Annotated in this window: 25 protein-coding genes; 10 read left to right on the top strand and 15 right to left on the bottom strand. The window is 58.1% G+C overall.

The genetic code is table 11. The features are described 5' to 3' along the window. Positions 1–9: 9 nt before the first annotated feature. Complete coding sequence (gene yieH / locus RT657_RS18220) at positions 10–669, bottom strand: 6-phosphogluconate phosphatase (RefSeq protein ID WP_313656140.1); 660 nt, start codon at positions 667–669, stop codon at positions 10–12. A 152-nt stretch (positions 670–821) separates the two neighbouring features. On the opposite strand from yieH, the gene RT657_RS18215 reads away from it, so the two are divergent. Beyond that, positions 822–2,135, top strand: coding sequence for an NCS2 family permease (locus tag RT657_RS18215; RefSeq protein WP_313656139.1), 1,314 nt, complete (start codon positions 822–824; stop codon positions 2,133–2,135). A gap of 37 nt (positions 2,136–2,172) precedes the next feature. Here RT657_RS18215 and RT657_RS18210 read toward each other — a convergent pair whose 3' ends face one another. Beyond that, a complete protein-coding gene (locus tag RT657_RS18210; protein ID WP_313656138.1) occupies positions 2,173–2,922 on the bottom strand; it encodes a phosphopantetheinyl transferase in 750 nt (249 codons plus the stop codon). A 297-nt stretch (positions 2,923–3,219) separates the two neighbouring features. Between RT657_RS18210 and RT657_RS18205 the strand changes: the two genes are divergently transcribed. Next, positions 3,220–3,687: a helix-turn-helix domain-containing protein gene (locus RT657_RS18205; RefSeq protein WP_313656137.1), complete on the top strand. Its 468-nt coding sequence runs from the start codon at positions 3,220–3,222 to the stop codon at positions 3,685–3,687. Positions 3,688–3,747: 60 nt separating this feature from the next. Here RT657_RS18205 and RT657_RS18200 read toward each other — a convergent pair whose 3' ends face one another. From RT657_RS18200 to rpmH, 6 genes are all read right to left on the bottom strand, one after another. Next, positions 3,748–4,338 (bottom strand): malonic semialdehyde reductase, encoded by a 591-nt coding sequence (locus tag RT657_RS18200; RefSeq protein WP_313656136.1) that lies wholly within the window; start codon positions 4,336–4,338, stop codon positions 3,748–3,750. A gap of 246 nt (positions 4,339–4,584) precedes the next feature. Then, a complete protein-coding gene (mnmE, locus tag RT657_RS18195) occupies positions 4,585–5,949 on the bottom strand; it encodes a tRNA uridine-5-carboxymethylaminomethyl(34) synthesis GTPase MnmE (protein ID WP_313656135.1) in 1,365 nt (454 codons plus the stop codon). A gap of 88 nt (positions 5,950–6,037) precedes the next feature. Beyond that, positions 6,038–7,684 carry a membrane protein insertase YidC gene (gene yidC / locus RT657_RS18190; protein WP_313656134.1) on the bottom strand — a complete coding sequence of 549 codons (1,647 nt, stop codon included), beginning with the start codon at positions 7,682–7,684 and terminating at the stop codon, positions 6,038–6,040. Between the two features lie 2 nt (positions 7,685–7,686). Then, complete coding sequence (yidD, locus tag RT657_RS18185; RefSeq protein WP_008926397.1) at positions 7,687–7,944, bottom strand: membrane protein insertion efficiency factor YidD; 258 nt, start codon at positions 7,942–7,944, stop codon at positions 7,687–7,689. Continuing rightward, positions 7,908–8,267 (bottom strand): ribonuclease P protein component, encoded by a 360-nt coding sequence (rnpA, locus tag RT657_RS18180; RefSeq protein WP_008926396.1) that lies wholly within the window; start codon positions 8,265–8,267, stop codon positions 7,908–7,910. The genes yidD and rnpA overlap by 37 nt, the downstream gene beginning before the upstream one ends. A 14-nt stretch (positions 8,268–8,281) precedes the next feature. Then, positions 8,282–8,422 carry a 50S ribosomal protein L34 gene (gene rpmH, locus RT657_RS18175; protein ID WP_003849659.1) on the bottom strand — a complete coding sequence of 47 codons (141 nt, stop codon included), beginning with the start codon at positions 8,420–8,422 and terminating at the stop codon, positions 8,282–8,284. A gap of 597 nt (positions 8,423–9,019) precedes the next feature. On the opposite strand from rpmH, the gene dnaA reads away from it, so the two are divergent. The 7 genes from dnaA (at position 9,020) to RT657_RS18140 (ending at position 18,242) form a co-directional block, all read left to right on the top strand. Next, positions 9,020–10,435: a chromosomal replication initiator protein DnaA gene (gene dnaA, locus RT657_RS18170; RefSeq protein ID WP_313656133.1), complete on the top strand. Its 1,416-nt coding sequence runs from the start codon at positions 9,020–9,022 to the stop codon at positions 10,433–10,435. 4 nt (positions 10,436–10,439) lie between these two features. Beyond that, a complete protein-coding gene (gene dnaN / locus RT657_RS18165; protein WP_313656132.1) occupies positions 10,440–11,540 on the top strand; it encodes a DNA polymerase III subunit beta in 1,101 nt (366 codons plus the stop codon). Between the two features lie 232 nt (positions 11,541–11,772). After that, positions 11,773–12,858 carry a DNA replication/repair protein RecF gene (gene recF, locus RT657_RS18160; protein WP_111141692.1) on the top strand — a complete coding sequence of 362 codons (1,086 nt, stop codon included), beginning with the start codon at positions 11,773–11,775 and terminating at the stop codon, positions 12,856–12,858. Between the two features lie 18 nt (positions 12,859–12,876). Beyond that, positions 12,877–15,285 (top strand): DNA topoisomerase (ATP-hydrolyzing) subunit B, encoded by a 2,409-nt coding sequence (gene gyrB, locus RT657_RS18155; RefSeq protein WP_313656131.1) that lies wholly within the window; start codon positions 12,877–12,879, stop codon positions 15,283–15,285. Between the two features lie 192 nt (positions 15,286–15,477). Beyond that, positions 15,478–15,957, top strand: coding sequence for a YhcH/YjgK/YiaL family protein (locus tag RT657_RS18150; RefSeq protein ID WP_313656130.1), 480 nt, complete (start codon positions 15,478–15,480; stop codon positions 15,955–15,957). Between the two features lie 99 nt (positions 15,958–16,056). Next, a complete protein-coding gene (gene yidA, locus RT657_RS18145; RefSeq protein WP_313656129.1) occupies positions 16,057–16,866 on the top strand; it encodes a sugar-phosphatase in 810 nt (269 codons plus the stop codon). A 116-nt stretch (positions 16,867–16,982) separates the two neighbouring features. Beyond that, on the top strand, positions 16,983–18,242 hold the full coding sequence (locus tag RT657_RS18140) for a DUF3748 domain-containing protein (RefSeq protein WP_313656128.1): 1,260 nt from the start codon (positions 16,983–16,985) through the stop codon (positions 18,240–18,242). On the opposite strand, the gene RT657_RS18135 is transcribed toward RT657_RS18140, so the two are convergent. Then, the gene (locus RT657_RS18135; RefSeq protein ID WP_313656147.1) at positions 18,217–18,585 is read right to left on the bottom strand and encodes a YceK/YidQ family lipoprotein; all 369 of its coding nucleotides are present in this window, start codon (positions 18,583–18,585) and stop codon (positions 18,217–18,219) included. The genes RT657_RS18140 and RT657_RS18135 overlap by 26 nt on opposite strands. 290 nt (positions 18,586–18,875) lie before the next feature. Here RT657_RS18135 and ibpA point away from each other — a divergent pair, with 290 nt between their 5' ends. Beyond that, a complete protein-coding gene (gene ibpA, locus RT657_RS18130; protein WP_313656126.1) occupies positions 18,876–19,292 on the top strand; it encodes a small heat shock chaperone IbpA in 417 nt (138 codons plus the stop codon). 131 nt (positions 19,293–19,423) lie between these two features. Here ibpA and RT657_RS18125 read toward each other — a convergent pair whose 3' ends face one another. The 6 genes from RT657_RS18125 to RT657_RS18100 are packed head-to-tail and all read right to left on the bottom strand — an operon-like array spanning position 19,424 to position 25,143. After that, the gene (locus tag RT657_RS18125) at positions 19,424–20,332 is read right to left on the bottom strand and encodes an EamA family transporter (protein ID WP_313656125.1); all 909 of its coding nucleotides are present in this window, start codon (positions 20,330–20,332) and stop codon (positions 19,424–19,426) included. A 21-nt stretch (positions 20,333–20,353) separates the two neighbouring features. After that, positions 20,354–20,854 (bottom strand): YbaK/EbsC family protein, encoded by a 501-nt coding sequence (locus RT657_RS18120; protein ID WP_313656123.1) that lies wholly within the window; start codon positions 20,852–20,854, stop codon positions 20,354–20,356. A gap of 29 nt (positions 20,855–20,883) precedes the next feature. Next, the gene (locus RT657_RS18115; protein WP_313656122.1) at positions 20,884–21,684 is read right to left on the bottom strand and encodes a hypothetical protein; all 801 of its coding nucleotides are present in this window, start codon (positions 21,682–21,684) and stop codon (positions 20,884–20,886) included. Between the two features lie 5 nt (positions 21,685–21,689). Further along, positions 21,690–22,397: a class II glutamine amidotransferase gene (locus tag RT657_RS18110; protein ID WP_313656121.1), complete on the bottom strand. Its 708-nt coding sequence runs from the start codon at positions 22,395–22,397 to the stop codon at positions 21,690–21,692. Further along, complete coding sequence (locus RT657_RS18105) at positions 22,385–23,659, bottom strand: ATP-grasp domain-containing protein (protein WP_313656120.1); 1,275 nt, start codon at positions 23,657–23,659, stop codon at positions 22,385–22,387. Before RT657_RS18105 ends, RT657_RS18110 begins: the two co-directional genes overlap by 13 nt. Positions 23,660–23,676: 17 nt before the next feature. Next, a complete protein-coding gene (locus tag RT657_RS18100) occupies positions 23,677–25,143 on the bottom strand; it encodes a hypothetical protein (RefSeq protein WP_313656119.1) in 1,467 nt (488 codons plus the stop codon). Positions 25,144–25,246 lie beyond the last annotated feature (103 nt).

The following is a 25,246-nucleotide window of genomic DNA, read 5'->3' as shown; positions in this document are numbered from 1 at the left end:
AGTGCCGCGTTACACCAGATCCCAGCCGCGGGCCCGCCACAGCGCAGGCAGCTGCGCCATGTCGTCGAAGCGCGTGACCAGTGGGTGGTCCAGATCAGGGTTGTGCGGATCGGCACAGTAGTAGTAGACCGGGATCCCGGCGGCGATACCGGCGCGGGCCCCCGCTTCAGAGTCATCCACCAGGATACAGCGCTCAACCGGCACCTGCATCTGCTCTGCGGCGTGGTACATCAGTTCCGGATCGGGTTTCCAGTGCAGAATGTCATAGCCGCTGTAAAGGCGATTCTCAAACAGCGACAGCATCCCGGTTAAGCCCAGCGAGTGCTGCATCTTTTTAACGGTTCCATTTGAGACTACGCACATCGGTACCTTAATTTGCTCAACCAGCGCTTTCGCGCCCGCGATCGGTTGCAGATGCTGATCAAAAAGTCGCGCCACTTCCGCCCGATAGGCGGTTTCCACCTCCTCCATTGGCAGCGTGACCTGATGCGCGTCGCCCACGTCACGAATGATGTCGTAGAGTTTGACACCTTTATACTTTTCAAACATCTGCTGCAGCGACAGCGTCAGGCCGTAACGGGCAAAGGTGTTAACGTAGGCCTGGGTGCAGAGCAATTCACTGTCCACCAGTGTGCCATCGCAATCGAAAAAGACGCATTCTACTGTCATCAGATTCTGTCCTTTGATTCAGGGGTGTGCTCCACACTCTACCGTACTCAGCGCAGATTACGAGACTGGCAACCGGTTGCGAAAAATCATTGTATTGCCCTGGTAAAATCGCCAGGATACGCGCCGATGATTTTTTCTTCTGGATGGACGGCATGAGCAAGCAAGGCGTTTTGCAGCGCATTTTCAGGCTGCAGGAACATGGCACCACGGTGCGTACCGAAGTGATTGCGGGTATCACCACCTTTCTGACGATGGTCTATATCGTCTTTGTCAATCCGCAGATCCTGGGCGTTGCCGGCATGGATACGCAGGCGGTGTTTGTAACCACCTGTCTGATTGCCGCCTTCGGCAGCATTCTGATGGGACTGTTTGCCAATCTGCCCGTGGCACTCGCCCCCGCAATGGGGCTGAATGCCTTTTTTGCTTTTGTCGTGGTCGGGGCGATGGGTTATTCGTGGCAGGTCGGCATGGGCGCGATCTTCTGGGGTGCAGTCGGCCTGCTGATCCTGACGCTGCTGCGCGTCCGCTACTGGATGATAGCCAACATCCCGCTGAGCCTGCGCGTCGGCATCACTGCCGGTATTGGCCTGTTTATCGCCATGATGGGACTGAAGAATGCCGGTATTATTGTGCCGAACCCCGATACCCTGGTGGCAGTAGGAAATCTGACCTCACACAGCGTGCTGCTGGGTGCGCTGGGCTTCTTTATTATCGCCATTCTGGCATCACGCAATATTCACGCGGCGGTGCTGATCTCAATGGTGATCACCACTGCGATTGGCTGGATGCTGGGCGACGTTAAGTTCGTCGGCCTCTTCTCCGCGCCGCCCTCTGTCTCCTCGGTTGTCGGGCAGGTGGATATTAAAGGCGCGTTTAACATCGGCATGGCGGGCGTCATCTTCTCCTTTATGCTGGTTAACCTGTTCGACTCCTCCGGCACGCTGATTGGCGTAACCGACAAAGCAGGCCTGACCAACGAAAGCGGCACCTTTCCCCGGATGCAGCAGGCGCTTTATGTCGACAGCATCAGCTCGGTGAGTGGCGCGCTGGCAGGCACCTCCTCCGTGACCGCCTATATTGAGAGCTCTTCGGGTGTGGCGATTGGAGGACGCACTGGCCTGATGGCGGTCGTGACCGGTCTGCTGTTTTTACTGGTGACCTTTCTGTCGCCGCTGGCCGCGATGGTGCCTGGCTACGCCGCAGCGGGCGCGCTGATTTATGTTGGGGTATTGATGACAGCCAGCCTGTCGCGCGTGCGCTGGGATGACTTAACGGAAGCCGTTCCGGCCTTTGTCACCGCCGCCATGATGCCGTTCAGTTTTTCGATAACCGAAGGCATCGCGCTGGGGTTCATCGCGTACTGTGTCATGAAGACCGGCACCGGGCGCTGGCGTGAGATCAGCCCCTGTGTGATGATCGTCGCCCTGCTGTTTGTGCTGAAGATTGTCTTTATCGACGCGCACTGAGTCTGTCTGTTGCCGCAACCTGCAGGTTGCGGCCTGTTCACGTTTCAGGATGCAGCCTGCGTTCGCCAGGCAGGCTGGTCAGCCGCAGGGCATGCGGTCCGATATCAGGTTTCCCCATCTCAATTTCGCGTAGTGCGCGCCACTGAAAGTCACTGTCCATCTCCCACAGATGCAGACGCTGAGTCGCCGATGACAGGGCACAGGACCAGACCAGCATCGGCTCCGCATCACACACGACCTGAATATCGGGATAGAGCGACGATCGCAGCCGCCCCGCCCCCGGCAACAGGCGCAGCGAATCGAGTCCCCGCGCGACCTCACCCGTCAGCTTGAGAATGCTCTGGCGCAATGTCCAGATCTGCGTCACCGCTTCCATGACATCCTGCTGGGCATTGATCCAGGCAAGCTCGCCAGAGGTTAATGCCTGAATCAGCTGCGCCTGCGCCTGCCGGCTGCGTGCATGCACAATCTCCATATCCAGACCGGCTCGTCCTCCCTCTTCTGCCAGCAACACGCCCACCGTATTGCCGGTATAGGCAATGCTGAAATCAGGCAGATCGCTGTCGGCAAACACCGGCCGTCCGTTGCTCCGGATGACCAGGGGCGGCAGCTCCTGAATGCCATATATTCTCTGCATCAGCTGTGCCAGCAGAATACGTGCGGCAAGAAACCGCCCACGCCGCCGGTCAGCAAACTGCTGAGCCGTGTCCGTAATCACCTGGGGAATGCGTAAATCATGAGCCGGAAAGCCAGGGTCGCCCGTCCAGCGTACAAAATGACCAGCCATCTGTCGCTCCGTGAAAATGGTCAGATAATCATCAGGCGCATTGTAAGAATTTTCTTAACTTAATGCATCCGGCAACACAAAGAAGAGGACAGATTCGGAATAGGATGAGTGGGACAGAAAGGGGATAAGGGGCGTACATTTATTCATGCATGCCGCAGAATCGGGGTTGTTGTCTCTCCCGACTGCCAGCGGGCCCTGCTGTCATGCGGTTGTCGGGTCGCTGTCGGGTGCGGATCGTGTTGTTGCCAGACGTTATGCCGCACACTTTCCACCTGTCTGTTATTACGGAGAACGCGCATGAGCAACATTAACAGATTTAAAGCATATCGTCTGGCCCGGGCATGGTCACAGGAACAGCTGGCAGAAATGGCGGGGCTGAGCACCCGCACCGTCCAGCGAATAGAGAATGGCGAAAAGCCAGGTCTGGAAACCCTGAGTGCGCTGGCTGCCGTCTTTGAAGTGAGCGTAGGGGATCTGACCGGGCCGCAGAACGGCGAGGATCAGGCGCTGGATCAGCGGATTCATGAAGCACGTAGCAGGATAGCCGGTGAAGCACGTTTTTACCGTTCGCTGATCGCGGCGGTGGTGGTGTGCGGGCTGCTGTTCGTGCTTAACCGCATGACGGCACCGGCAACGCACTGGTCACTCTGGGTGGCGGCGATCTGGGGCGCGCTGCTGGTCGTCCGGGCGATGCGGATCTTTGTTTTTCATGGCGCAATGCAGCGCTGGCAGCAAAAACGCCTGCAGAAGATGCTGCGCCGCTAAGCAGAATGATCGGTTAAGGCGAACCCTGCGCGTCGCGACTGAATCGCGACGCGGGCGGCATCAGGCGAAACGGCTTGCCTGCTCAAAGCTCAGGCGCGGCAGGCGCGGATGCAGTTTTGACGCCTCACCGTAGCCGAGGTTGATCAGCAGGTTAACCTGATACTGGCCGTCCGGAAAAAAGGCCTCGTTAACTTTTTCCGGGTTAAAACCGGACATCGGACCGGCATCCAGCCCCAGCGAACGGGCCGCGAGGATCAGGTAACCCGCCTGCAGGCTGCTGTTACGGAAAGCCGTCTCTTTTGCCGCTTCCGGGCTGCCGGTAAACCAGCTGCGCGCATCCGCATGCGGGAACAGGGCGGGCAGCTGCTCATAGAACTCGCGATCCCAGGCCACAATCACCGTCACGGGTGCGCTCAGGGTTTTGTCCAGATTGCCAGACGACAGGGCCGGTTTCAGCTTCTCTTTCCCCTCCGCCGAGGTGACGAAAACAAAACGCGCGGGCAGGCAGTTTGCCGAGGTCGGACCCAGCACCGTCAGATTGTAGAGCTGTTCCAGCAGGGCGCGATCAACCGGCTTATCCTGCCAGTAACTGTGGGTACGGGCGTCGTTGAACAGGGTATCCAGTGCGGCATTGTCGAGCGGTGTACTCATGTAACTCTCCTTTCCTCTGGCAAACGGTTCGGCCAGCAATGTTCACGTAGTGGGTCTGCTTCCGGCCGGATACGGGGAGGCGGAGGTGACGCGCGGCGCACTCTGGCCGCCCCGCTGATCGGCGCATTCACCGTTATACGACAACGCGGTGCCGCCGCAAAATAACATATCAGCAAGAATCGGGGCAGAAGCGGGAATAACAGGGAAAGTAAAAGGCCTGACGGCGGGCACCGTCAGGCCAGGGGATTATTTACCGATACAGAAACTGGAAAAGATGCGGCCCAGCAGATCGTCGGAGGTGAACTCGCCGGTGATCTCGCTCAGCGCCTGCTGCGCCACGCGCAGCTCCTCCGCCAGCAGTTCACCGGCCCGGGCACCGAGCAGCTGCGCCCGGCCCTGATCCAGATGCGTCGCCGCCAGCTCCAGCGCCTGCAGATGACGACGGCGCGCCAGGAAGCCCCCTTCCATGTTGCCGGCGAAGCCCATGCTCGCTTTGAGGTGATCGCGCAGCGCCTCGACGCCCTCGCTGGTGCGCGCCGAGAGGCGAATCAGCGTGTGGCCGTTGATCTCGGTCAGGCCCAGAGGCTCACCAGTGACATCCGCCTTGTTGCGCACCACGGTCACCGGCAGTGCCGGCGGCAGACGGGAGATGAAATCGGGCCAGATAGCCGCCGCTTCGGTGGCGTCAGTCGTCGTGCCGTCCACCATGAACAGCACGCGGTCCGCCTGTTCGATCTCCTGCCAGGCGCGCTCAATTCCGATGCGCTCCACTTCGTCGCTGGCCTCGCGCAGCCCGGCGGTATCGATGATATGCAGCGGCATGCCGTCGATATGAATATGCTCACGCAGGACGTCACGGGTGGTGCCCGCAATGTCTGTGACAATCGCGGCATCACGGCCTGCCAGCGCGTTCAGCAGACTCGATTTGCCCGCGTTAGGCCGACCCGCTATTACCACCTTCATCCCTTCACGCAGCAGGCTGCCCTGACGCGCCTCGGCACGGACTGCGTCCAGGTCGCCAATCACGCTGTTCAGCTGCGCTTCGATTTTTCCGTCAGAGAGGAAGTCGATCTCCTCATCCGGGAAGTCGATCGCGGCTTCAACATAGATCCGCAGGTGAGTCAGCGCCTCCACAAGGGCGTTAACCCGCGTGGAGAAAACGCCCTGAAGCGAGTTCACCGCCGAACGGGCTGCCTGCTCAGAACTGGCATCGATCAGGTCGGCAATCGCTTCGGCCTGCGCAAGGTCGAGCTTGTCATTCAGAAACGCCCGCTCTGAAAACTCACCTGGCTGGGCGATACGCACGCCCGGCAGCGCCACGATACGCTTCAGCAGCAGATCGAGGATCACCGGGCCGCCGTGGCCCTGCAGCTCCAGCACATCTTCGCCGGTAAAGGAGTTCGGACCCGGGAACCACAGCGCGATGCCCTGATCCAGCACGCTGCCGTCGCTGTCAGTGAAGGGCAGATAGTCGGCATACCGCGGCTTCGGCAGCTTGCCCAGCAGCTGACGGGCGACCTCTGCCGCCTGCGCGCCGGAGATACGCAGAATGCCGACGCCGCCACGGCCGGGCGGCGTTGCCTGGGCAACAATAGTATCGCTGTGGCTCATAAATATTCTCTCGCTACAAAAAACACAGGCGGTCGCTTTGACCGCCTGAGATTAGACTTTTCCCGCGCGGGACAGTGCCCGCGAGGGCTTACGCTTTCTTCTTGTCGCGGCTATGCAGACCACGTTTTTCCAGGCCGCGATAGATCAGCTGCTGCTGGAGAATGGTGACCAGGTTGCTGACGATGTAGTACAGCACCAGACCTGACGGGAACCACAGGAAGAAGACGGTGAAGATCACGGGCATATAGGTCATGATCTTCTGCTGCATCGGATCGGTCACGGTGGTCGGTGACATCTTCTGAATGAAGAACATGGTGATGCCCATCAGAATCGGCAGGATATAGTACGGGTCCTGCGCTGACAGGTCATGGATCCAGAGTACAAATGGCGCATGACGCAGCTCAACCGAGCCTGACAGCATATAGTAGAGTGCCAGGAAGATTGGCATCTGAATCACCAGTGGCAGACAGCCACCCAGCGGATTCACTTTCTCTGCTTTATACAGGGCCATCATTTCCTGGCTCTGCTTCTGCTTGTCGTCACCCAGACGCTCACGCATCGCCTGAATTTTTGGCTGCAGCATGCGCATCTTGGCCATCGAGGTGTACTGCGCTTTGGTCAGCGGGTACATGATGCCACGCACGATGAAGGTGATGACGATAATGGAGAAGCCCCAGTTACCGATGAAGCTGTGGATGAATTTCAGCAGCTTGAACAGCGGCTGAGAGATAAACCACAACCAGCCATAATCGACGGTCAGATCAAGGTGTGGCGCAATCGCGGCCATCTTGTCCTGAATTTCCGGACCGACCCACAGCGTGGCTCCCAGATTCTGCTGTGCGCCTGCGGCAATGGTGACCGGTGCAGATTTGTAGCCAATGGCCGCAACACCATTACCCAGATTGCTGGTGTAAAGGGTGTTGGTGCCGTTGGTGCGCGGAACCCAGGCTGTGGCAAAGTACTGCTGCAGCATGGCTACCCAGCCGTTGCTGGTCGTCGTGCTCAGGTTCTCATTATCCGCGATGGTGTCGAATTTATACTTCTCATATTTCGAATCGCTGGTGGAGTAAGCCGCGCCACGGAAGGTGTGCAGAGCAAAGTTGTTGCTGCCGGTATCGCGATGCTTAGGCAGATCAATGGTCTGCTTCAGCTGGCCAAACAGGGACACTTCCAGCGGCTGCTGGGTGGTGTTGTTGACATGATAATCGACATTAACGGCATATTCGCCACGCTTGAAGATGAAGGTCTTGGTGTAAACCACGCCATTTTCAGCAGTAAAGGTCATCGGCACGCGCAGTTCGGACTGGCCATCGGCCATCTCGAAGTGATCCTGCGCGGCAGTGAACAGCGGACGCGCGCCGTTGTTCGGGTTATCCGGGCCGTTACGACCGGTTAATCCGCTCTGTGCCTGATAAACAAACGCTGGCGTCGTTTCAAGCAGCTGGAACGGCTGATCAGAACCCAGTTTGTCCGGGAAAGTCAGCAGTTGAGCCTGCTCAACATCACCGCCACGGGTGTTGATATTCAATGACAGGACATCAGTCTTAACGGTGATCGTCTGGCCCTGACCGCTGGCCGGTACACCCTGACTGGCGGTATCACCCGCTACGCTGTTAGTGCCTTGTGTGGTCTGCGTCTGCTGTGGCTGCGGAGCGTGGTCCGTCTGCCAGGCTTGCCAGATCATAAAGGACACGAACAGAAAAGCGATGAGAAAGAGATTGCGTTGCGAATCCATCGTTAATGTTCTCTGGTATCAAAGGTTTTTGGCGGCACAGGATCGTCACCACCCGGGTTTAAGGGGTGGCATTTTAATACGCGTTTTAATGTCAACCAACTGCCTTTTATCAGGCCAAACCTGCGTAACGCCTCAATTCCATAATGAGAGCAGGTAGGATGAAACCGACAGTGTGGTCCCAGTAATGGACTGATACCGCGTTGATAGACGCGTATCAGGACGATCAGGAGCCGCGCGCCAGGCGACAGTGACGACGCCATAATTTCTCCAACGCTTCCGCCAGCATACGGTTGTCCAGGTCGGCAACCCCCTTCTTCGCGACAACCACGAAGTCCATCGACGGCAGTTCATGCTGACGCAGGCGAAAGCTTTCGCGGGTCAATCGCTTGATCCGGTTGCGTTCATGCGCACGTTTCACATGTTTTTTAGCGACGGTGAGACCGATACGGGGATGCCCCAGCGCGTTAAGGCGGCCGAGAATAGTGATTTGCGGCGTGCCAGCCCGTTGTGGCTGCTGGAAGACGAAAGTGAAATGAGTGGGAGTTAACAAACGTAACTCCCTGGGAAATGCGAGCTTACCCATCAGGGCTTGCTTTATTACTTAGAAACGGTCAGACGAGAGCGGCCTTTAGCACGACGACGTGCCAGAACCTGACGACCATTTTTTGTTGCCATACGAGCACGGAAACCGTGTGAACGGTTGCGCTTCAGTACGGACGGTTGAAAAGTGCGTTTCATGGCGGTTTCTACCTAAACTTGAAAATTTTCACTGGGTGACGCGTTTCGGGCCAGTAAATCGACCGACGCCTCAATGTGTCTTTAATAAAGAGGCGGGATTGTAATAATTGTACAGTCCCGAGTCAATTTACTTCGCGTGCAACGGTACCTGAAAACCCGCTTACAGCCCGCTGAGTTCCGACATTTTACCGCAGGGCACAATGTCGGGTGGAGAATTATACGGGCTCCGCACTAAAGCGCAAGGATCGCCCGGGATCTTATTGCGATCGTCGGCGGGGATCTTGGGGATAAAATGAGACACCGCCCGAATTTTTCACGGATTGCGTCAGATCCCTGGGGGTTTTTCCCGCAACTGGCGTAAACTTTCCTGCGTGCTTCCGGCCTGTGGATAAAAACGATCAAAACTGTGTAGAAAGGGAAGATCTCTGTCTCGCTTTGCGCTATGATCCGCCCTTCCGCTGACGATCCTCCCGAGATTGCAGGATGGAAAACCGCTGATAGCGGTCGCAGGCGCTTTCTTAGTGTCTGTGTCAAAAATGAACGTTTCTTAGAGTAACGCCTACTATTCTTTTCGAATTTGTACGAGTGGAGTCCGCCGTGTCACTTACGCTTTGGCAACAGTGTCTTGCCCGTTTGCAGGATGAGCTTCCTGCCACCGAATTCAGCATGTGGATCCGTCCACTGCAGGCTGAGTTAAACGACAATACGCTTGCCTTGTATGCTCCAAATCGCTTCGTACTCGACTGGGTTCGGGACAAATACCTTAATAGCATTAATGCACTGCTGAACGAATTCTGCGGGCCGAATGTGCCGGCGCTGCGTTTTGAAGTCGGCACGCGTCCGGTTCAGCAGCCTGCGGCCGCAGTGAGCCAGCCGGTCATGGCGAGCGTCAGCGCGCCCGTGATGCCGGTGCAAAGCCACGTGAGTCCGGCGCCGGCGCAGATCGTACGTCCCAGCTGGGATAACGTTCCGGCGCCAGCCGACGTCACGTATCGCTCGAATGTGAATAACCGTCATAATTTCGATAACTTTGTCGAGGGTAAATCCAACCAGCTGGCGCGCGCGGCGGCACGCCAGGTAGCGGATAATCCCGGCGGTGCTTACAACCCGCTGTTTCTCTATGGCGGCACCGGTCTCGGCAAAACGCACCTGTTGCACGCGGTAGGCAACGGCATTATTGCCCGTAAACCCAACGCCAAAGTGGTGTATATGCACTCCGAGCGTTTTGTGCAGGATATGGTCAAAGCCCTGCAGAACAATGCGATCGAAGAGTTTAAACGCTACTACCGCTCTGTGGATGCGCTGCTGATCGATGACATCCAGTTCTTTGCGAATAAAGAGCGTTCACAGGAAGAGTTCTTCCACACCTTTAATGCCTTGTTAGAGGGTAACCAGCAGATCATCCTGACGTCAGATCGCTACCCTAAAGAGATTAACGGCGTCGAAGATCGCCTTAAATCGCGTTTCGGCTGGGGATTAACAGTGGCAATTGAGCCTCCTGAGCTGGAAACCCGTGTTGCGATCCTGATGAAAAAAGCGGACGAAAATGATATCCGTCTGCCAGGTGAAGTCGCCTTCTTTATTGCCAAGCGTCTGCGCTCTAACGTGCGTGAGCTGGAAGGGGCGCTGAATCGCGTGATTGCCAATGCCAACTTCACCGGCCGGGCGATCACCATCGACTTCGTGCGTGAGGCACTGCGCGATCTGCTGGCGCTGCAGGAAAAGCTGGTCACCATTGATAATATTCAGAAGACCGTCGCGGAGTACTACAAAATCAAGGTTGCGGATCTGCTCTCCAAGCGCCGTTCGCGCTCGGTAGCGCGTCCGCGCCAGATGGCGATGGCGATGGCGAAAGAGTTGACGAACCACAGCCTGCCAGAAATTGGTGATGCTTTTGGGGGTCGCGACCATACCACGGTGCTTCATGCCTGCCGCAAGATTGAGCAGCTGCGTGAAGAGAGCCACGATATCAAAGAAGATTTCTCTAATCTCATCAGAACATTATCTTCCTGACGCTATGAAATTTATTGTTGAACGTGAGCAGCTGCTGAAGCCGCTGCAACAAGTAAGTGGCCCACTGGGTGGTCGTCCGACGCTGCCAATCCTCGGCAACCTGCTGCTGCAGGTGACGGAAGGTTCGCTGTTGCTGACCGGTACCGATCTGGAAATGGAGATGGTCGCGCGCGTGGCGCTGACGCAGGCGCACGAACCTGGCGCCACCACCGTTCCGGCCCGGAAATTTCTCGATATCTGTCGCGGATTGCCGGAAGGTGCCGAAATTACGCTGTCGCTGGAAGGCGATCGTATGCTGGTGCGCTCTGGCCGCAGCCGCTTTTCACTGTCGACGCTGCCCGCCAGCGACTTCCCGAATCTGGATGACTGGCAGAGCGAAGTCGAATTTACCCTGCCTCAGGCGACGCTGAAACGGCTGATCGAAGCGACTCAGTTCTCGATGGCGCATCAGGATGTGCGTTACTACCTCAACGGCATGATGTTTGAAACCGAAGGGGAAGAGCTGCGCACCGTCGCGACTGATGGCCACCGTCTGGCTGTCTGCTCAATGCCGATCGGTCAGGCGCTGCCGAGCCACTCCGTGATTGTGCCGCGCAAAGGGGTAATTGAGCTGCTGCGACTGCTGGATGGCGGTGAGACACCGCTGCAGGTGCAGATTGGTGGCAGCAATATCCGGGCACACGTGGGCGACTATATCTTTACTTCCAAGCTGGTGGATGGCCGTTTCCCCGATTATCGCCGCGTATTGCCAAAAAATCCGGACAAGGCACTGGAAGCGGGCTGCGATCTGCTTAAGCAGGCTTTTGCCCGTGCTGCGATCCTCTCGAATGAGAAGTTCCGTGGTGTTCGTCTCTATATCACCGAAAATCAGCTGAAGATCACCGCGAATAACCCTGAACAGGAAGAAGCGGAAGAGATGCTGGATGTCAGCTACAACGGCACCGAACTGGAAATCGGCTTTAACGTCAGTTACGTGCTGGATGTGCTGAACGCACTGAAGTGTGAAAACGTCCGTCTGCTGCTGACCGACTCCGTGTCGAGCGTGCAGATTGAGGATGTGGCGAGTCCTGCCGCGGCCTATGTCGTGATGCCCATGCGCCTGTAGAATATATCGGCCTGGCTTACTTGCCAGTCTGATTCCGGGCAGTGCTCGTCCCTGGTCACATACTTCAGTATGCTCCCAGGGCCTGTGCGCTGGCCGTCATCAGACTGACGCCGACGCCGACGGCCTGGTGACGCAGATACCGGGCAAACCCTGTCCCGGCATTAACGTCCAGGATCGCTAAAAGGCAAAACCCATTTCATCCCGATCACTGCCCTTCACGCTGGATTGATTCATGGCTTTAACCCGCCTTCTTATCAAAGATTTTCGTAATATTGAGCAGGCTGACCTGCAGCTGGCGCCGGGCTTTAACTTTCTGGTTGGGGTCAACGGCAGCGGCAAAACCAGTGTGCTAGAGGCCATTCATACGCTGGGGCATGGCCGGTCGTTTCGCAGCCTGCAGGCGGGGCGCGTCATACGTCATGACGAGGCAGCCTTCGTGTTGCACGGACGGCTGGAAAGCAAAGAGCGGGAGATTTCAGTCGGGCTGACCAAAAACCGTGCCGGTGACAGCAAGGTTCGCATTGACGGCAGCGATGGTCACAAAGTCGCGGAGCTGGCGCAGCTGCTGCCGATGCAGCTTATTACGCCGGAAGGCTTTAGTCTGCTCAATGGCGGCCCCAAATACCGCAGAGCCTATGTCGACTGGGGCTGTTTTCACAATACGCCCGGTTTTTTTAACGCCTGGAACAATCTGCGTCGCCTGCTTAAGCAGCGAAACGCTGCGCTGCGCCAGGTTTCACGTTACAGTCAGATCCGTCCCTGGGATCAGGAGCTGGTTCCGCTGGCGGAACAGATCAGCCAGTGGCGCGCGGAATACAGCGCGGCGATTTCTGCGGAGATCACCGCCACCTGCAGCCAGTTCCTGCCGGAATTTGAACTGCGCTTCTCTTTCCAGCGCGGCTGGGATAAGGAGAGCGACTATGGCGAACTGCTGGAGCGTAACTTCGAACGCGATCGCGCGCTGACCTATACCGCCAGCGGCCCGCATAAAGCCGATTTCCGGATCCGGGCCGAAGGAACGCCGGTAGAAGATTTACTCTCACGCGGGCAGTTAAAACTGCTGATGTGTGCATTGCGTCTGGCACAGGGCGAGTTCCTGACAAGCCAGAGCGGACGCCGCTGTATTTACCTCATTGATGACTTTGCTTCTGAGTTGGATGAAAGCCGCCGTCGCCTGCTGGCGGAGCGGTTAAAAGCCACCCGGGCTCAGGTGTTTGTCAGCGCCATTTCGGCCGGACATGTAATCGACATGAGCGACGAAAAGGGCAAGATGTTCCGCGTGGAACAGGGTAAAATAGCGGTTCAACCTGAAGATTAAAATGAGCGAGAAACGTTGATGTCGAATTCTTATGACTCCTCAAGTATTAAAGTCCTGAAAGGACTTGATGCGGTACGCAAACGCCCGGGCATGTATATCGGCGATACCGATGACGGTACCGGTCTGCATCACATGGTATTCGAGGTCGTGGATAACGCAATCGACGAAGCGCTCGCTGGTCACTGTAGTGACATTGTGGTCACCATCCATGCGGATAACTCCGTTTCGGTGCAGGATGATGGACGCGGCATTCCTACCGGCATTCACGAAGAAGAGGGCGTTTCCGCCGCTGAAGTGATTATGACCGTGCTGCATGCGGGCGGTAAATTCGATGATAACTCCTATAAAGTTTCCGGCGGCCTGCACGGCGTAGGTGTCTCTGTCGTTAACGCCCTGTCGCAGAAGCTGGAGCTGACTATCCGTCGCGAAGGCAAAGTGCACCAGCAGATCTACGTCCACGGCGTCCCTGAGGCCCCCCTGACGATCACCGGTGATACCGATTTAACCGGCACCCGCGTGCGTTTCTGGCCAAGCTACGAAACCTTTACCAACGTCCGCGACTTCGAGTATGACATTCTGGCGAAACGCCTGCGTGAACTCTCGTTCCTGAACTCGGGCGTGTCGATCCGTCTGGAAGACAAGCGTGATGGCAAAAGCGATCATTTCCATTACGAAGGCGGCATCAAGGCGTTTGTTGAGTATCTCAACAAGAACAAAACCCCCATCCACCCGACCGTGTTCTATTTCTCTAACGAGAAAGATGGCATTGGCGTGGAAGTGGCGCTGCAGTGGAACGATGGGTTCCAGGAAAATATCTACTGCTTCACTAACAATATTCCGCAGCGCGACGGCGGCACACACCTGGCCGGTTTCCGTGCGGCGATGACCCGTACCCTGAACGCCTACATGGATAAAGAAGGGTACAGCAAAAAAGCCAAAGTCAGCGCCACCGGCGATGACGCCCGTGAGGGTCTGATCGCCGTGGTGTCGGTGAAAGTGCCGGACCCGAAATTCTCCTCACAGACCAAAGATAAGCTGGTCTCTTCCGAGGTGAAATCGGCCGTTGAACAGCAGATGAATGAACTGCTGGCCGAATACCTGCTGGAAAACCCGGCAGATGCCAAAATCGTAGTCGGCAAAATCATCGACGCCGCCCGTGCCCGTGAAGCGGCGCGTCGCGCCCGTGAAATGACCCGCCGTAAAGGCGCGCTGGATCTGGCCGGTCTGCCGGGCAAACTGGCGGATTGCCAGGAGCGCGACCCGGCGCTCTCTGAAATCTACCTGGTGGAGGGTGACTCCGCAGGCGGCTCGGCCAAACAGGGCCGTAACCGTAAGAACCAGGCGATTCTGCCGCTGAAAGGTAAGATCCTGAACGTCGAGAAAGCGCGTTTCGACAAGATGCTCGCGTCGCAGGAAGTCGCGACGCTGATTACCGCTCTGGGTTGCGGCATTGGTCGCGATGAGTACAACCCGGACAAGCTGCGCTATCACAGCATCATCATCATGACCGATGCCGACGTTGATGGTTCGCACATCCGTACCCTGCTGCTGACCTTCTTCTATCGTCAGATGCCGGAGATCATTGAGCGTGGCCACGTCTATATCGCTCAGCCGCCGCTCTACAAAGTGAAGAAAGGCAAGCAGGAGCAGTACATCAAAGATGACGAGGCGATGGATCAGTATCAGATCGCTATCGCGCTGGATGGGGCGACGCTGCATACCAATGCCAGCGCGCCAGCCCTGGCCGGTGAGCCACTTGAGTCGCTGGTGTCTGAGTTCAACAGCACTCAGAAGATGATCAAGCGGATGGAACGCCGTTATCCGGTCGCCATGCTGCGTGCGCTGATTTATCACGACACGCTGAGCGATCTGAACAATGAAGCGAACGTCACTGCCTGGCTGAACGGTCTGGTGAGCTATCTGACCGAGCGCGAAGCCCACGGCAGCACCTGGCTGGCTCAGGTGCGTGAAAACCGCGAACAGAACCTGTTCGAGCCGGTACTGCGCGTGCGGACGCACGGTGTGGATACTGACTATCCGCTGGACGCCGAGTTCATCCAGGGCCCGGAATACCGCAAAATCTGCGCACTGGGCAGCAAACTGCGCGGTCTGCTGGAAGAAGATGCGTACATCGAGCGTGGCGAACGTCGTCAGCCGGTGGCGAGCTTCGAACAGGCGATCGAGTGGCTGGTTAAAGAGTCGCGTCGCGGCCTCTCCGTCCAGCGCTATAAAGGTCTGGGCGAGATGAACCCGGATCAGCTGTGGGAAACCACCATGGATCCTGACAGCCGTCGCATGCTGCGCGTCACCATTAAAGATGCAATTGGTGCCGACCAGCTGTTCACGACGCTGATGGGTGACGCGGTCGAACCGCGCCGCGCCTTTATCGAAGAGAATGCGCTGAAAGCGGCTAACATCGATATTTAACCGCCAGCTTCTGTTGCAGAGGCCATCACCCCGGTGATGGCCTTTTTTTATGCCATAGGGGCGGAAAACCGAACGCGCCCGCCCTGCCGACTGTGCGCTGCGATCCCGATCACGTTTTAACCAGGCCCGCTCCCTTACTCTTGCCTCTCTTTGCGCTATTCCGGCGCACATTTCCTGACAGGGAGTTACACCATGATTGTTTGCGATCGTCACGACTGGGACAGAGAACGTCACGCCTTTCATCCGATCGTTGATCAGGCGATAAGCTGGATTGCTAGCACGGATTTCAGTCAGCTGGAGACCGGGAAATATGCGATCCTGCCCGACGACAGGATGTTCTGTCTGGTGCAGGAGATGATGACTGAACCGGCCAGCGCACGCCGTGCGGAGTCGCACGTTAACTACATCGATATTCAGTATCTGCTGGCAGGCATCGAGAACATCGGTGTAGCCCGCGCCCACCCCGATCAGCGGATCACCGAAGATTTTGCTCAGCAGCGCGACGTGGTGTTTTACCAGAAGACGCTGAACGAGTCGGTGATTACGCTGATGCCTGGCATGTTTGCCCTTTTCTTCCCGCACGACATTCACCGCCCCTGCTGCGCGCCTGGCGAACCGGCAACTATCCGAAAAGCGGTGATTAAAATTCATCGCGATTGCTTTACTGCCTGACCCTGGCGATCAGGGTGTCGTTCACGCCCGCCATGAAACTGGTCAATGTGCGCTGAATCGCGCTAGCATTGAGTAAAACCCAAGCGCAACGAGGACTCTATGGCTATTAAATTGATCGCTATCGATATGGATGGCACCCTGCTCAATCCGCAACATGAGATCACGCCAGGGGTGAAATCTGCCCTGGATCGTGCACGCGAAAAAGGGGTAGCGATTGTGCTGACCACGGGCCGGCCGTTTGTCGGAATCCAGCGCTATCTGATGGAGCTGGATATGCAGGTGCCCGGCCAGTACGCGATCAGCAACAACGGTGCGCTGGTTCATCAGGCCGAAAATGGCGACTGCGTGGCAGAGGTGACGCTGACCTTTGATGACTACCTCTACGTGGAGAAGCTGGCGCGTGAGCTTGGCGTCCATTTTCAGGCGTTCGATAAATCCCATCTCTACACCCCTAACAAAGACATCAGTGAATTCACCATCCACGAGGCGAGCCTGACCGGTATTCCGGTGCGCTACCGCGCTGTGGAGGAGATGGATCGGGCCATGCGCTTCCCGAAACTGATGATGATTGATCGACCTGCCCTGCTTGATGCGGCGATTGCCCGCCTGCCTGATCAGGCTAAGCAGACCTACACCATTCTGAAGAGCGCCCCCTATTACCTCGAAATTCTCGACCGTCGGGTGAACAAGGGCCAGGGCGTCAGAATGCTGGCAGAAAAACTCGGCCTGAAGCAGGAAGAGGTGATGGCGATTGGCGACCAGGAGAATGACCTGGCGATGATCGAGTACGCCGGCACGGGCGTTGCGATGGGCAATGCTATCGATTCAGTCAAACAGATCGCCCAGTTTATTACCCGAACCAATATGGAAGATGGCGTGGCCCATGCCATTGAAGAGCTGGTGCTGTAACCCGCCTGCGCTCTGCCGGGCGGCATGGGCCCGGCTTTCTGAACCCGGCAAAAAAGCTGCAGCGCGCAACAGAATCGCGTAATTTGTCCGGCAACGCTCTCTCCGCAGGTTTCATCATGTCAGAAAAACAGATCACCTTTGCTGCCCGTCAGCATCAGCTCACCAATATCAATGTCTGGACCGCCGACAGCCAGTGGCTGGCCTTTGACGTGCGTCCCTCCGGCGCGTCATTTACCAGCCAGACCATCGAGCGCGTCAATGTGATAACCGGTGAGGTGGAGGTGCTCTACCGGGCGCAGCACGGGGCCCACGTCGGGGTGGTCACCGTCAGCCCGGATCTGCCGCCGCGCTACGCCTGTATTCATGGTCCCGAACATCCTGATGCTGACTGGCAGTATGACTTCCACCACCGGCGCGGCGTCATCGTGCAGGACGGCGTGGCGGTCAACCTGGATGCCTGCGATATCACCCCGCCCTTTACGCCTGGCGCCTTGCGCGGCGGCTCGCATGTGCACGTCTTCAGCCCGGACGGTTCGCGCCTGAGCTTTACCTACAATGACCATGTGATGCATGAGCGGGACAGCCGTCTCGATCTGCGTAACGTTGGCATTGCCGTGCCGCTGCGCGCGGTGAAGCCGGAAAAGCAGCATCCGCGCGAATATGACGGCAGCTATTTCTGCCTGCTGGTAAGCCAGACGCAGGCGGACCCGGCGCCCGGCAGCGATCAGATAAACCGGGCCTATGAGGAGTGCTGGGTCGGTGAGCGGGGCTATCAGAAAGCGGATGGCAGCTGGCAGCGCTGGGCCATCGCCTTTATTGGTGACACGCTGACGGCGCAGGGCGAGAAGCGCCCTGAACTCTTTATTGTTGACCTGCCCGAGGCGCTGGAGGATTACGCCCGTCCCGGAGAGCGTCCGCTGGAGGGCAGCAGCCAGCAGCTACCTGCGCCACCGGCCGGTGTGCAGCAGCGCCGCCTGACGCACAGCAGAGGCGTCGCGTTGCAGCCCCGCCACTGGCTGCGCACGACGCCCGATGGTCGCCAGATTGCGTTTCTGATGGCCGATACCGCACAGGTCGTTCAGCTCTGGACGGTGTCTCCGCAGGGCGGCGAACCGCGACAGATCACCCGGCTCAGCCACAGCATCCAGTCCGCTTTCAGCTGGCATCCGGACGGACAGGCAGTCGCCTTTATCTGTGATAACAGTGTGATGCGATGTGACGTGGAGAGCGGTGCCTGTCAGCGGCTGACGCCCCGCACAGACGAGGCGCCGTCAGGCGACGCGGTAGTCTGGTCACCCGACGGCAGGCAGATTGCCTTTATGCGTGAGGTTGCGGGCTGGCGGCAACTCTTTACGGTTGCGGCTGAGACGCCATAGCGGGCATCGGCTGCGCCTGCGCCAGGCTTTCCTGCGTATGCGCCAGTTTTTCGCTCTGCAGGATGCGCTCCCGCGGTGAGTCGAGCGATTTATCTTTGTCGCTGCGATAGTAGTCCCACGGCAGCAGCAGCGTATCCAGCACGGCAGAGAAAGGAAGATCAATGAGCGCCAGCGGCTTCAGCGCCCAGCTGGTCTGATTGTCGGTCAGCATATCGGCGCTGGCGCGGGTACCCGGATAGTAGCCCTGACTGGCACCCGTGTGAGACATCATGCTGGAGCAGCCGGTTGTCGCCATTGTGCAGCAAATCATTCCAGCCAGAGGTAAGAGCTTCACAAATTTCATAATCATCATCCCTTCAGCCATGGCAGACGCCTGGCTGAGTTGGCCTGCCAGACAACGTCAACACTCTGGGGCGAAGTCCGTTCGGGTCTGGCAAAAGTAATCCTGAGTGTATGTCATTTCCTCAGATTGGCGAAAAAAATTGCGTTTTGTCCTCTTGAAAATTCGCTTCTGACACCCATTTTTAGTGTACGGACGCACTCATCGTTGCCGTAAGGGAGGATGAGGTGCCGTAACCAGCCTGTCCAATCGTGGAAGGTTGCCAAAACTTGCTGAATTTCAGGAGTCTTAATATGCGTAATTTTGATCTCACCCCACTTTATCGCTCTGCCATCGGTTTTGACCGCCTGTTTAACCTGCTCGAATCAAACCAGAATCAGAGCAACGGCGGCTATCCTCCCTACAACGTAGAACTGGTCGATGAAAATCACTATCGCATCACAATTGCGGTGGCCGGTTTCTCTCAGAGTGAACTGGAGATCACGGCGCACGATAACGTGCTGACTGTGCGGGGGGCGCATCCGGAAGAGCAGGCCGAGCGTAAATACCTGTATCAGGGCATTGCCGAGCGCAATTTCGAGCGCAAATTCCAGCTCGCCGATCACATCGTGGTACGCGACGCCCGTCTCGAAAATGGTCTGCTGAGCATCGACCTTGAACGTCTGGTGCCGGAAGAGGCGAAACCACGCCGTATTGAGATTCTGAAGTAATAGACGGAATCAGACGTCACCCTGACAAACGCCGCGTTAGCGGCGTTTTTTATGTCTGCAGAAGCGCAGGCCGTAGATGCCGTGCGCCAGAAAGCTGACAAAAGGCCGCGTCAGCGGCGATGTTTAGCTGACTACTGCGTTCGCATCGCCAGACGCTGACCCAGTACACCCCCAAACACATTCACCAGCAGCCCCAGAATAATCACCAGCGCCCCCAGCATCTGCTGCCCGGAGAGGTGCTCATCCAGTACCAGCGCCGCGGTAATAATTCCCACCACCGGCACCAGCAACGACAGCGGCGCAACGCGCCAGGTTTCGTAACGGCTCAGTAAGTTTCCCCAGATGGCATAGCCCACCAGCGTCGCGATAAACGCCAGATAGCAGAGCGCCAGCACGGTCTGCAGGTCGATATGCAGCAGGCTCTCCACGATCGCAGCCTGACCATCAAACAGCAGCGAACAGGCAAAGAAAGGCAGGATCGGCACCAGCGCGCTCCACACCACCAGCGACATGATCGGCACGCTGCGGTTCCGCATAATGACCTTATTGGTGATGTTGCCCAGCCCCCAGGAGAGCGCCGCCGACAGCGTCAGCATCATGGTGGTCAGCGTAATCCCGGCCCTGACCTGCCCGGCCATTCCCGACGTCGCCAGCATAAACATCCCCAGCGTGGCGATGACAATGCCGGTGATGTGATTCCAGCGCAGCTTCTCCGCCAGCAGCAGCGCCCCCAGCAGCAGCGTAAAGAAAGCCTGCGCCTGCAGCACCAGCGAGGCCAGCCCGGCGGGCATACCGAGCTGAATCGCCAGGAACAGAAAGGCAAACTGACCAAAACTGATGGTCATTCCGTAAACCACCAGCCAGCGCAACGGAATCGCTGGACGACGTACAAAACAAATGGCGGGAAACGCAACCAGGGTGAAACGCAATCCGGCCAGCAGGAAAGGCGGCATGCCCTGCAGCCCCAGCTTGATCACCACAAAATTCACGCCCCACGCCATCACCACGCACAGCGCTAACAACATATCTTTAACCGACATCAGAAACTCCTTGTTCCGCCGTCAGGCGGTAATCGCAATCGGGGTAGCAATATCAGCCCAGCACGCGTCCCCCACGATGCGAAAATAGTCATCCACCGCCAGCGCGATCGACTTCTCCAGCTCGCCCGCGTTAAACCACAGCGTGCCGGCCTGCTGCAGCCGCGTATCCACCCGCAGCGCCAGTCGGTCATCAAAACTAAAAGGCGGCACCGCCCCCATCACACAGCCGGTCAGCGCCTGCGCCTCTGCCGGATCGGCAAAAGAGGATTTCTTGCCGCCAATGGCACGCGCCGCGCTTTTGAAATTGATCCGGCAGTCGCCCGGCACAATCGCCAGCAGCCGACGCGATGGCGCACCGTCCGGCATCGCGACCTCCAGCACCATCGCCTTGGCCGCCTGACTCAGCGCATTACCGCGTATCACGCTGATCTGATCGGTCTGCCCGACCGCCGCATGTTCCACCACCCGGTAGCTGGCCTGATGCTGATCCAGCAGCGCAGTAATTTTTTCAAACGTCGTCATTCCCTTCTCCTCTTCTGGCACAGCCCGGCTTAGCTCCAGGCGATAGCGTGTTTCATCTTTTTGTCGGTCAGCCCGAAAAAGAACCCCATCGTGATACGGGTGTTCCCTTCGACCCGATCGATCTCATGATAAAAAGCGGGGTTAAACAGATAAATATCGCCACTGCGCGGCGAAAATTCGCAAATTTCGCTGTTTTCGATCACGCCACGGCGATACCCCAGCTCACCAGCGGTTTTGAACTGCTCATCCTCCGGCGCCCACTTTTTGTTGAAGATGCGCAGCGCCCCGCCCGCACTGCATTCCTGCAGGCAGACCACGCAGCTGAGCTGATGCAGGATGTCAGTTACCGCCAGCGAGGTGGCAGCAGCATCGCGCACGATATTGTCGTTATGCAGCGGGTTGGCGATGCCATCGGCGTGAAAACGGACGACAGAACCGGCGTAGTCTCCTTTCCCGGGCTCATGGGCGACGCGCAGGCTTTCCAGCCGCAGCGCATGCTCAACCCAGCGGTAGATCTGCTCACGCAGCGTCGCCAGCGAGACGGGCAGTGACGGCTGGATATCACGCAGCTCGGTAAAATAGTTATCGGGCGCGGCGGTGTGGCGCGCCAGAAAGGGGCCAAGCGTGGTCAGCGCGCCGTTGGGATAGTGGGACACCCGGATCTTTTCCCGGCACTGCTGCAGGTCAGCGACCACCGCCTCCCGCACCGCAGGGGTCAGAAAATTGCGCAGCACCAGCAGCGGCACCCGGGCGGTAACAATGTCATCCAGCCAGGTCGATTCCACAAACATGTTGGGATTAATCACGCGGAACTGATTGAAAATTGCCATCTTTATCACTCCCTAAACGGTATCTCATAAAGTTCATGATTGTTCATTCGCCGCCAGTTGCCGGCGCGACCAGGTATCACCACGGGTTCAGAGGCGATCAGCGTGCAATCCGCCTGTTGCTGAAAATGCATCGTAAAATAGTCGGGCCAGGGAGTGTCGTGCGGATACCACTGCCACGCCCAGGCTTTGTCGCGGGTAACGAAAATGGCATTGCCCGCGCTGCCGCCCGGCTCAACCTGCGCCATCTTTGCGCGCAGATAGTCGCGGGTAAAATCGGCGGGCGTGATCGCGTCCACCAGATAATGCAGATACTCTTCCGAATCGAAGCGCGACGCCGCCAGTCCGAGGTGGCGATAGATCGTCGGCAGAAAACCGTTATGCATCATGTACCACTGATGCCCGCCGCTGTTGCGCCACAGCGGATGAGAAAACGCCATCCCCTGATTTTTACTAAGCGTGGCGTGGCGGACATGTACCGCCAGAAACCGGCTGCGCAGGCGACCCACATCAATATCCGGCAGCGCGTCGGCGAACGGGCCGGTGCCATGCAGCGTGCGGATCTCCCCCTCCTCGAGCCACAGGCAGCCCCAGCCGTTGGGGTGCGATTTTATCGGGCCATCGTGATCGGCGCTTTCGCCGCAGCTCATGGCGCGCGCCGCCTCCAGAATCTGCGCGCTGTCGAACTGGCCGTGCGCCATAATCATCCTGCACATACTTTGTCTCTCCCTGCGCTGACGGGCTGAGCATCAGCGATCTGCTGAAACGTAGTCATAATTGGTTCCCTTGCGGTCGCGGTGAGGCTGAACGTGGCCAGAATGCCCGCATGGCGGGTCAGATCGGCATAGAGCGATGAGCGGGGTGAAACCTGCAATGCCGGTAATCTGAGCGCGGGCAGCAGCGTGCCCTGCTGATGGCGATCGATCCAGCGTTCAGCCGCCTGCAGCTGCGCCGGTTGCCGTAACCGCAGCTGACCGATCGCGCCAGAGGCGGCAAACGTCAGACGGGGCAGCGTGCTGCCTGCCTCCAGCCGGAAAGCCATATCCGCCCAGTTGATGCCCGTCACCGCCTGCACCAGCACGGCCACCCCCATGCCGGAGAGCCGGAAACCCATCTCCAGAAAATGCGGCACGCCGTTGACTACGATAAAATCGATGTGAAACGCGCCCTGACGGTAGCCAAAGGTTTCACAACAGAAGTGCATCAGGCTACGGAATGAGGCAGGCAGGGCGGTGGCCGCCATCGCCACATGTCCTGACTCATAGAAGCTGATGCAGCCTTCAGCATCCCGATGCTGCTCAACCACTTTCTGACAGCAGGTCAGCGCGTGAGGCGTCCCCTGATGTACCACGCCCTGCAGCGAAAACTCCGGGCCTGTCAGCGCGCTTTCCACAATAAAGCCACTGAAGCCGCGCCCGCCGTAGTTCATGGTCTGCACCAGCTTCTGCACCACACTGTGCAGCTGGCCCGCGTGCTCAATCAGCCAGATCCCCAGCCCGCCACCCCCATCCACTGGTTTGACGACACAGGGATAGAGGAGTGCCTGCCTGGCATCCAGAATGCTGAGTGGCGAGGCGAAAAAGCGGAATTCCGGCTGCGGCAAGCGCGGCCAGGCTTTTTTCAGCGCCATGCGCTGCGCATATTTATCCGGCGGGATAAAGGCGGCGGGTGCGTCCGGCCCGGCCAGCATCTCGCGCAGCCGTCCGGCACTGACGTTATAGGTTTCAAAGCCCGCCAGCACCACCGTCGGATGCGTCAGTAAGCCGGCGTGCAGATAGGCCTGCATGACCTCCCACGGATTTTCAGGGCGGTCGAGGCGAATGATCAGATCAAACGGCTGCGCCAGGCTGATCGACTGGTAATCGACAAAGTCGCCCATCTCCGCCAGCACGGTAAAGTAACCGTCGCGCTTCGCCACCGCACACCAGGGATTAAGTCCGTCGCGGGTGGCGCCAATTTGCAGGAAAATCTTCTTCATCGCCTTGCCTTACCGGGTTAACGCCCGGAAATGATTTCCGTCACGGTGTCGTTCAGCACACCGTTACTGACCTGAATCACCGCCTTATGGGGATCAAAGCGCAGGACGCGTGACAGCGGATCGTCACTTTTTCCCTCCAGCAGCGAGCTGACAGGCCTGCTCTGCCAGCAGTGCCGCATCTGCGTCAGCGTCATGCCGGAGAGCTGCGTTAGCTGCTGTGCCAGCGCCCGATCCTCGCTGCGCTGATCGAGCAGGTCGCGGATCGCCGCTTCATCGGACAGAATCTGCCGCTGCGCCAGCCACTGTCCGAGCTGCACTCCCCGCCCGAGGAAGGGGGAGTAGATCAGGCAGATCAGCTGCTCTTCGTGCAGATCAAATGCCGCCAGCGCAAAGTCTGCCGCGCGCTGCCGCTGCCGCTCGATAGCGGCCTCATCCTGATAGCGCGCCGCCATCTCGTCGATGAGCGCGGGCGGAAAGTCTTTCTGCGCCATCAGCGCCAGCGCAAAACGGACATATTCACGTATCCCTTCGGCATAGCTGCGCTGCAGCAGCGTCTCTGCCCGCAGACCACGCAGGTGCGCCATCAGTGTCGGGTTACCGCAGTCAGACTCGGAAAAACTGAACATCAGGGCATCGAAGCGGAAGCCCATAAATTCGCTGAGCAGCGCCCAGTGCGCGCCCGCTTCATAGGCGGTGTCCTGATAAATATTGAAAAACAGCGGATTGCGCGCCAGCTGATGGGTGATGCGATGAGCGGGCGTCAGCTGATCGGCACCATGCACCTCGCTGAAATAGCGCCCGGCAACGCCGTCCAGCGTCTGCAGAAACCCGCTGAAGCCCTGGCTTTTGTCCGCCACTGGTGCATCAAACAGGCGTGAGAGATGGCGTGCCCAGGCCAGATAGGCGGCCTGCTCCTGCGGTGAGTCACCGGTGATAATCAGATCCACGCCACCGTTGTAGTCCGCCGCCAGGCCAAAGGAGTTCATCATGCTGAGATTGCAGGCGTTGCAGAAGGTCGAACGGGCATCGGCACGGAACCGGTGGCCATTCATCAGCACATCGTTGCGATTCTGCTGCCGCACGCTCTCCGGCATTGGCAGGTCGCGGGCAAAAGGCCGGATCAGCAGGCCATCCACCACCAGACACTCCACCCGTTCATCATCGTGCATGGCCAGCGCCTGATAAACACGATCGATATTCTCCATCACGCTCTGGTTCATCCCCGCATGGCGGTTGGTGCTGACCCGCAGCGAGAAGGTGCTGCCCTGCTGCTGCCAGATTACCCCCTGGATGTAGCGTACCCAGGCCACCATGTAGCTGCTGTCTTTTCCCCCGCCATAGGCGAGCAGCACACGGTTCTCCTCAGGCTGCTGCGTCCGGGGTAACACCGCCAGCAGGCGGGCCGCACAGCGCTGCGCCGAAGCAATCATGGCGGGTGACAGATAAGCCTCAATCGCCTTCATCATGGCGGGCAGATTATTCATTTCTCACTTTTCCCTCAGGTGAACGGCACCACGCGGTGGCCTGAGCCCGGCGCCGCCGGACTGTTTAGCGTCATGAATAATTAAGAGATGCAGCCTAAAGTAC

Source organism: Pantoea sp. (assembly GCF_032114055.1).
Taxonomy (GTDB): Bacteria; Pseudomonadota; Gammaproteobacteria; order Enterobacterales; family Enterobacteriaceae; genus Pantoea.
Note: the sequence above shows the minus strand (reverse complement) of the source record. Positions and strands in the feature narration are given on the sequence as shown.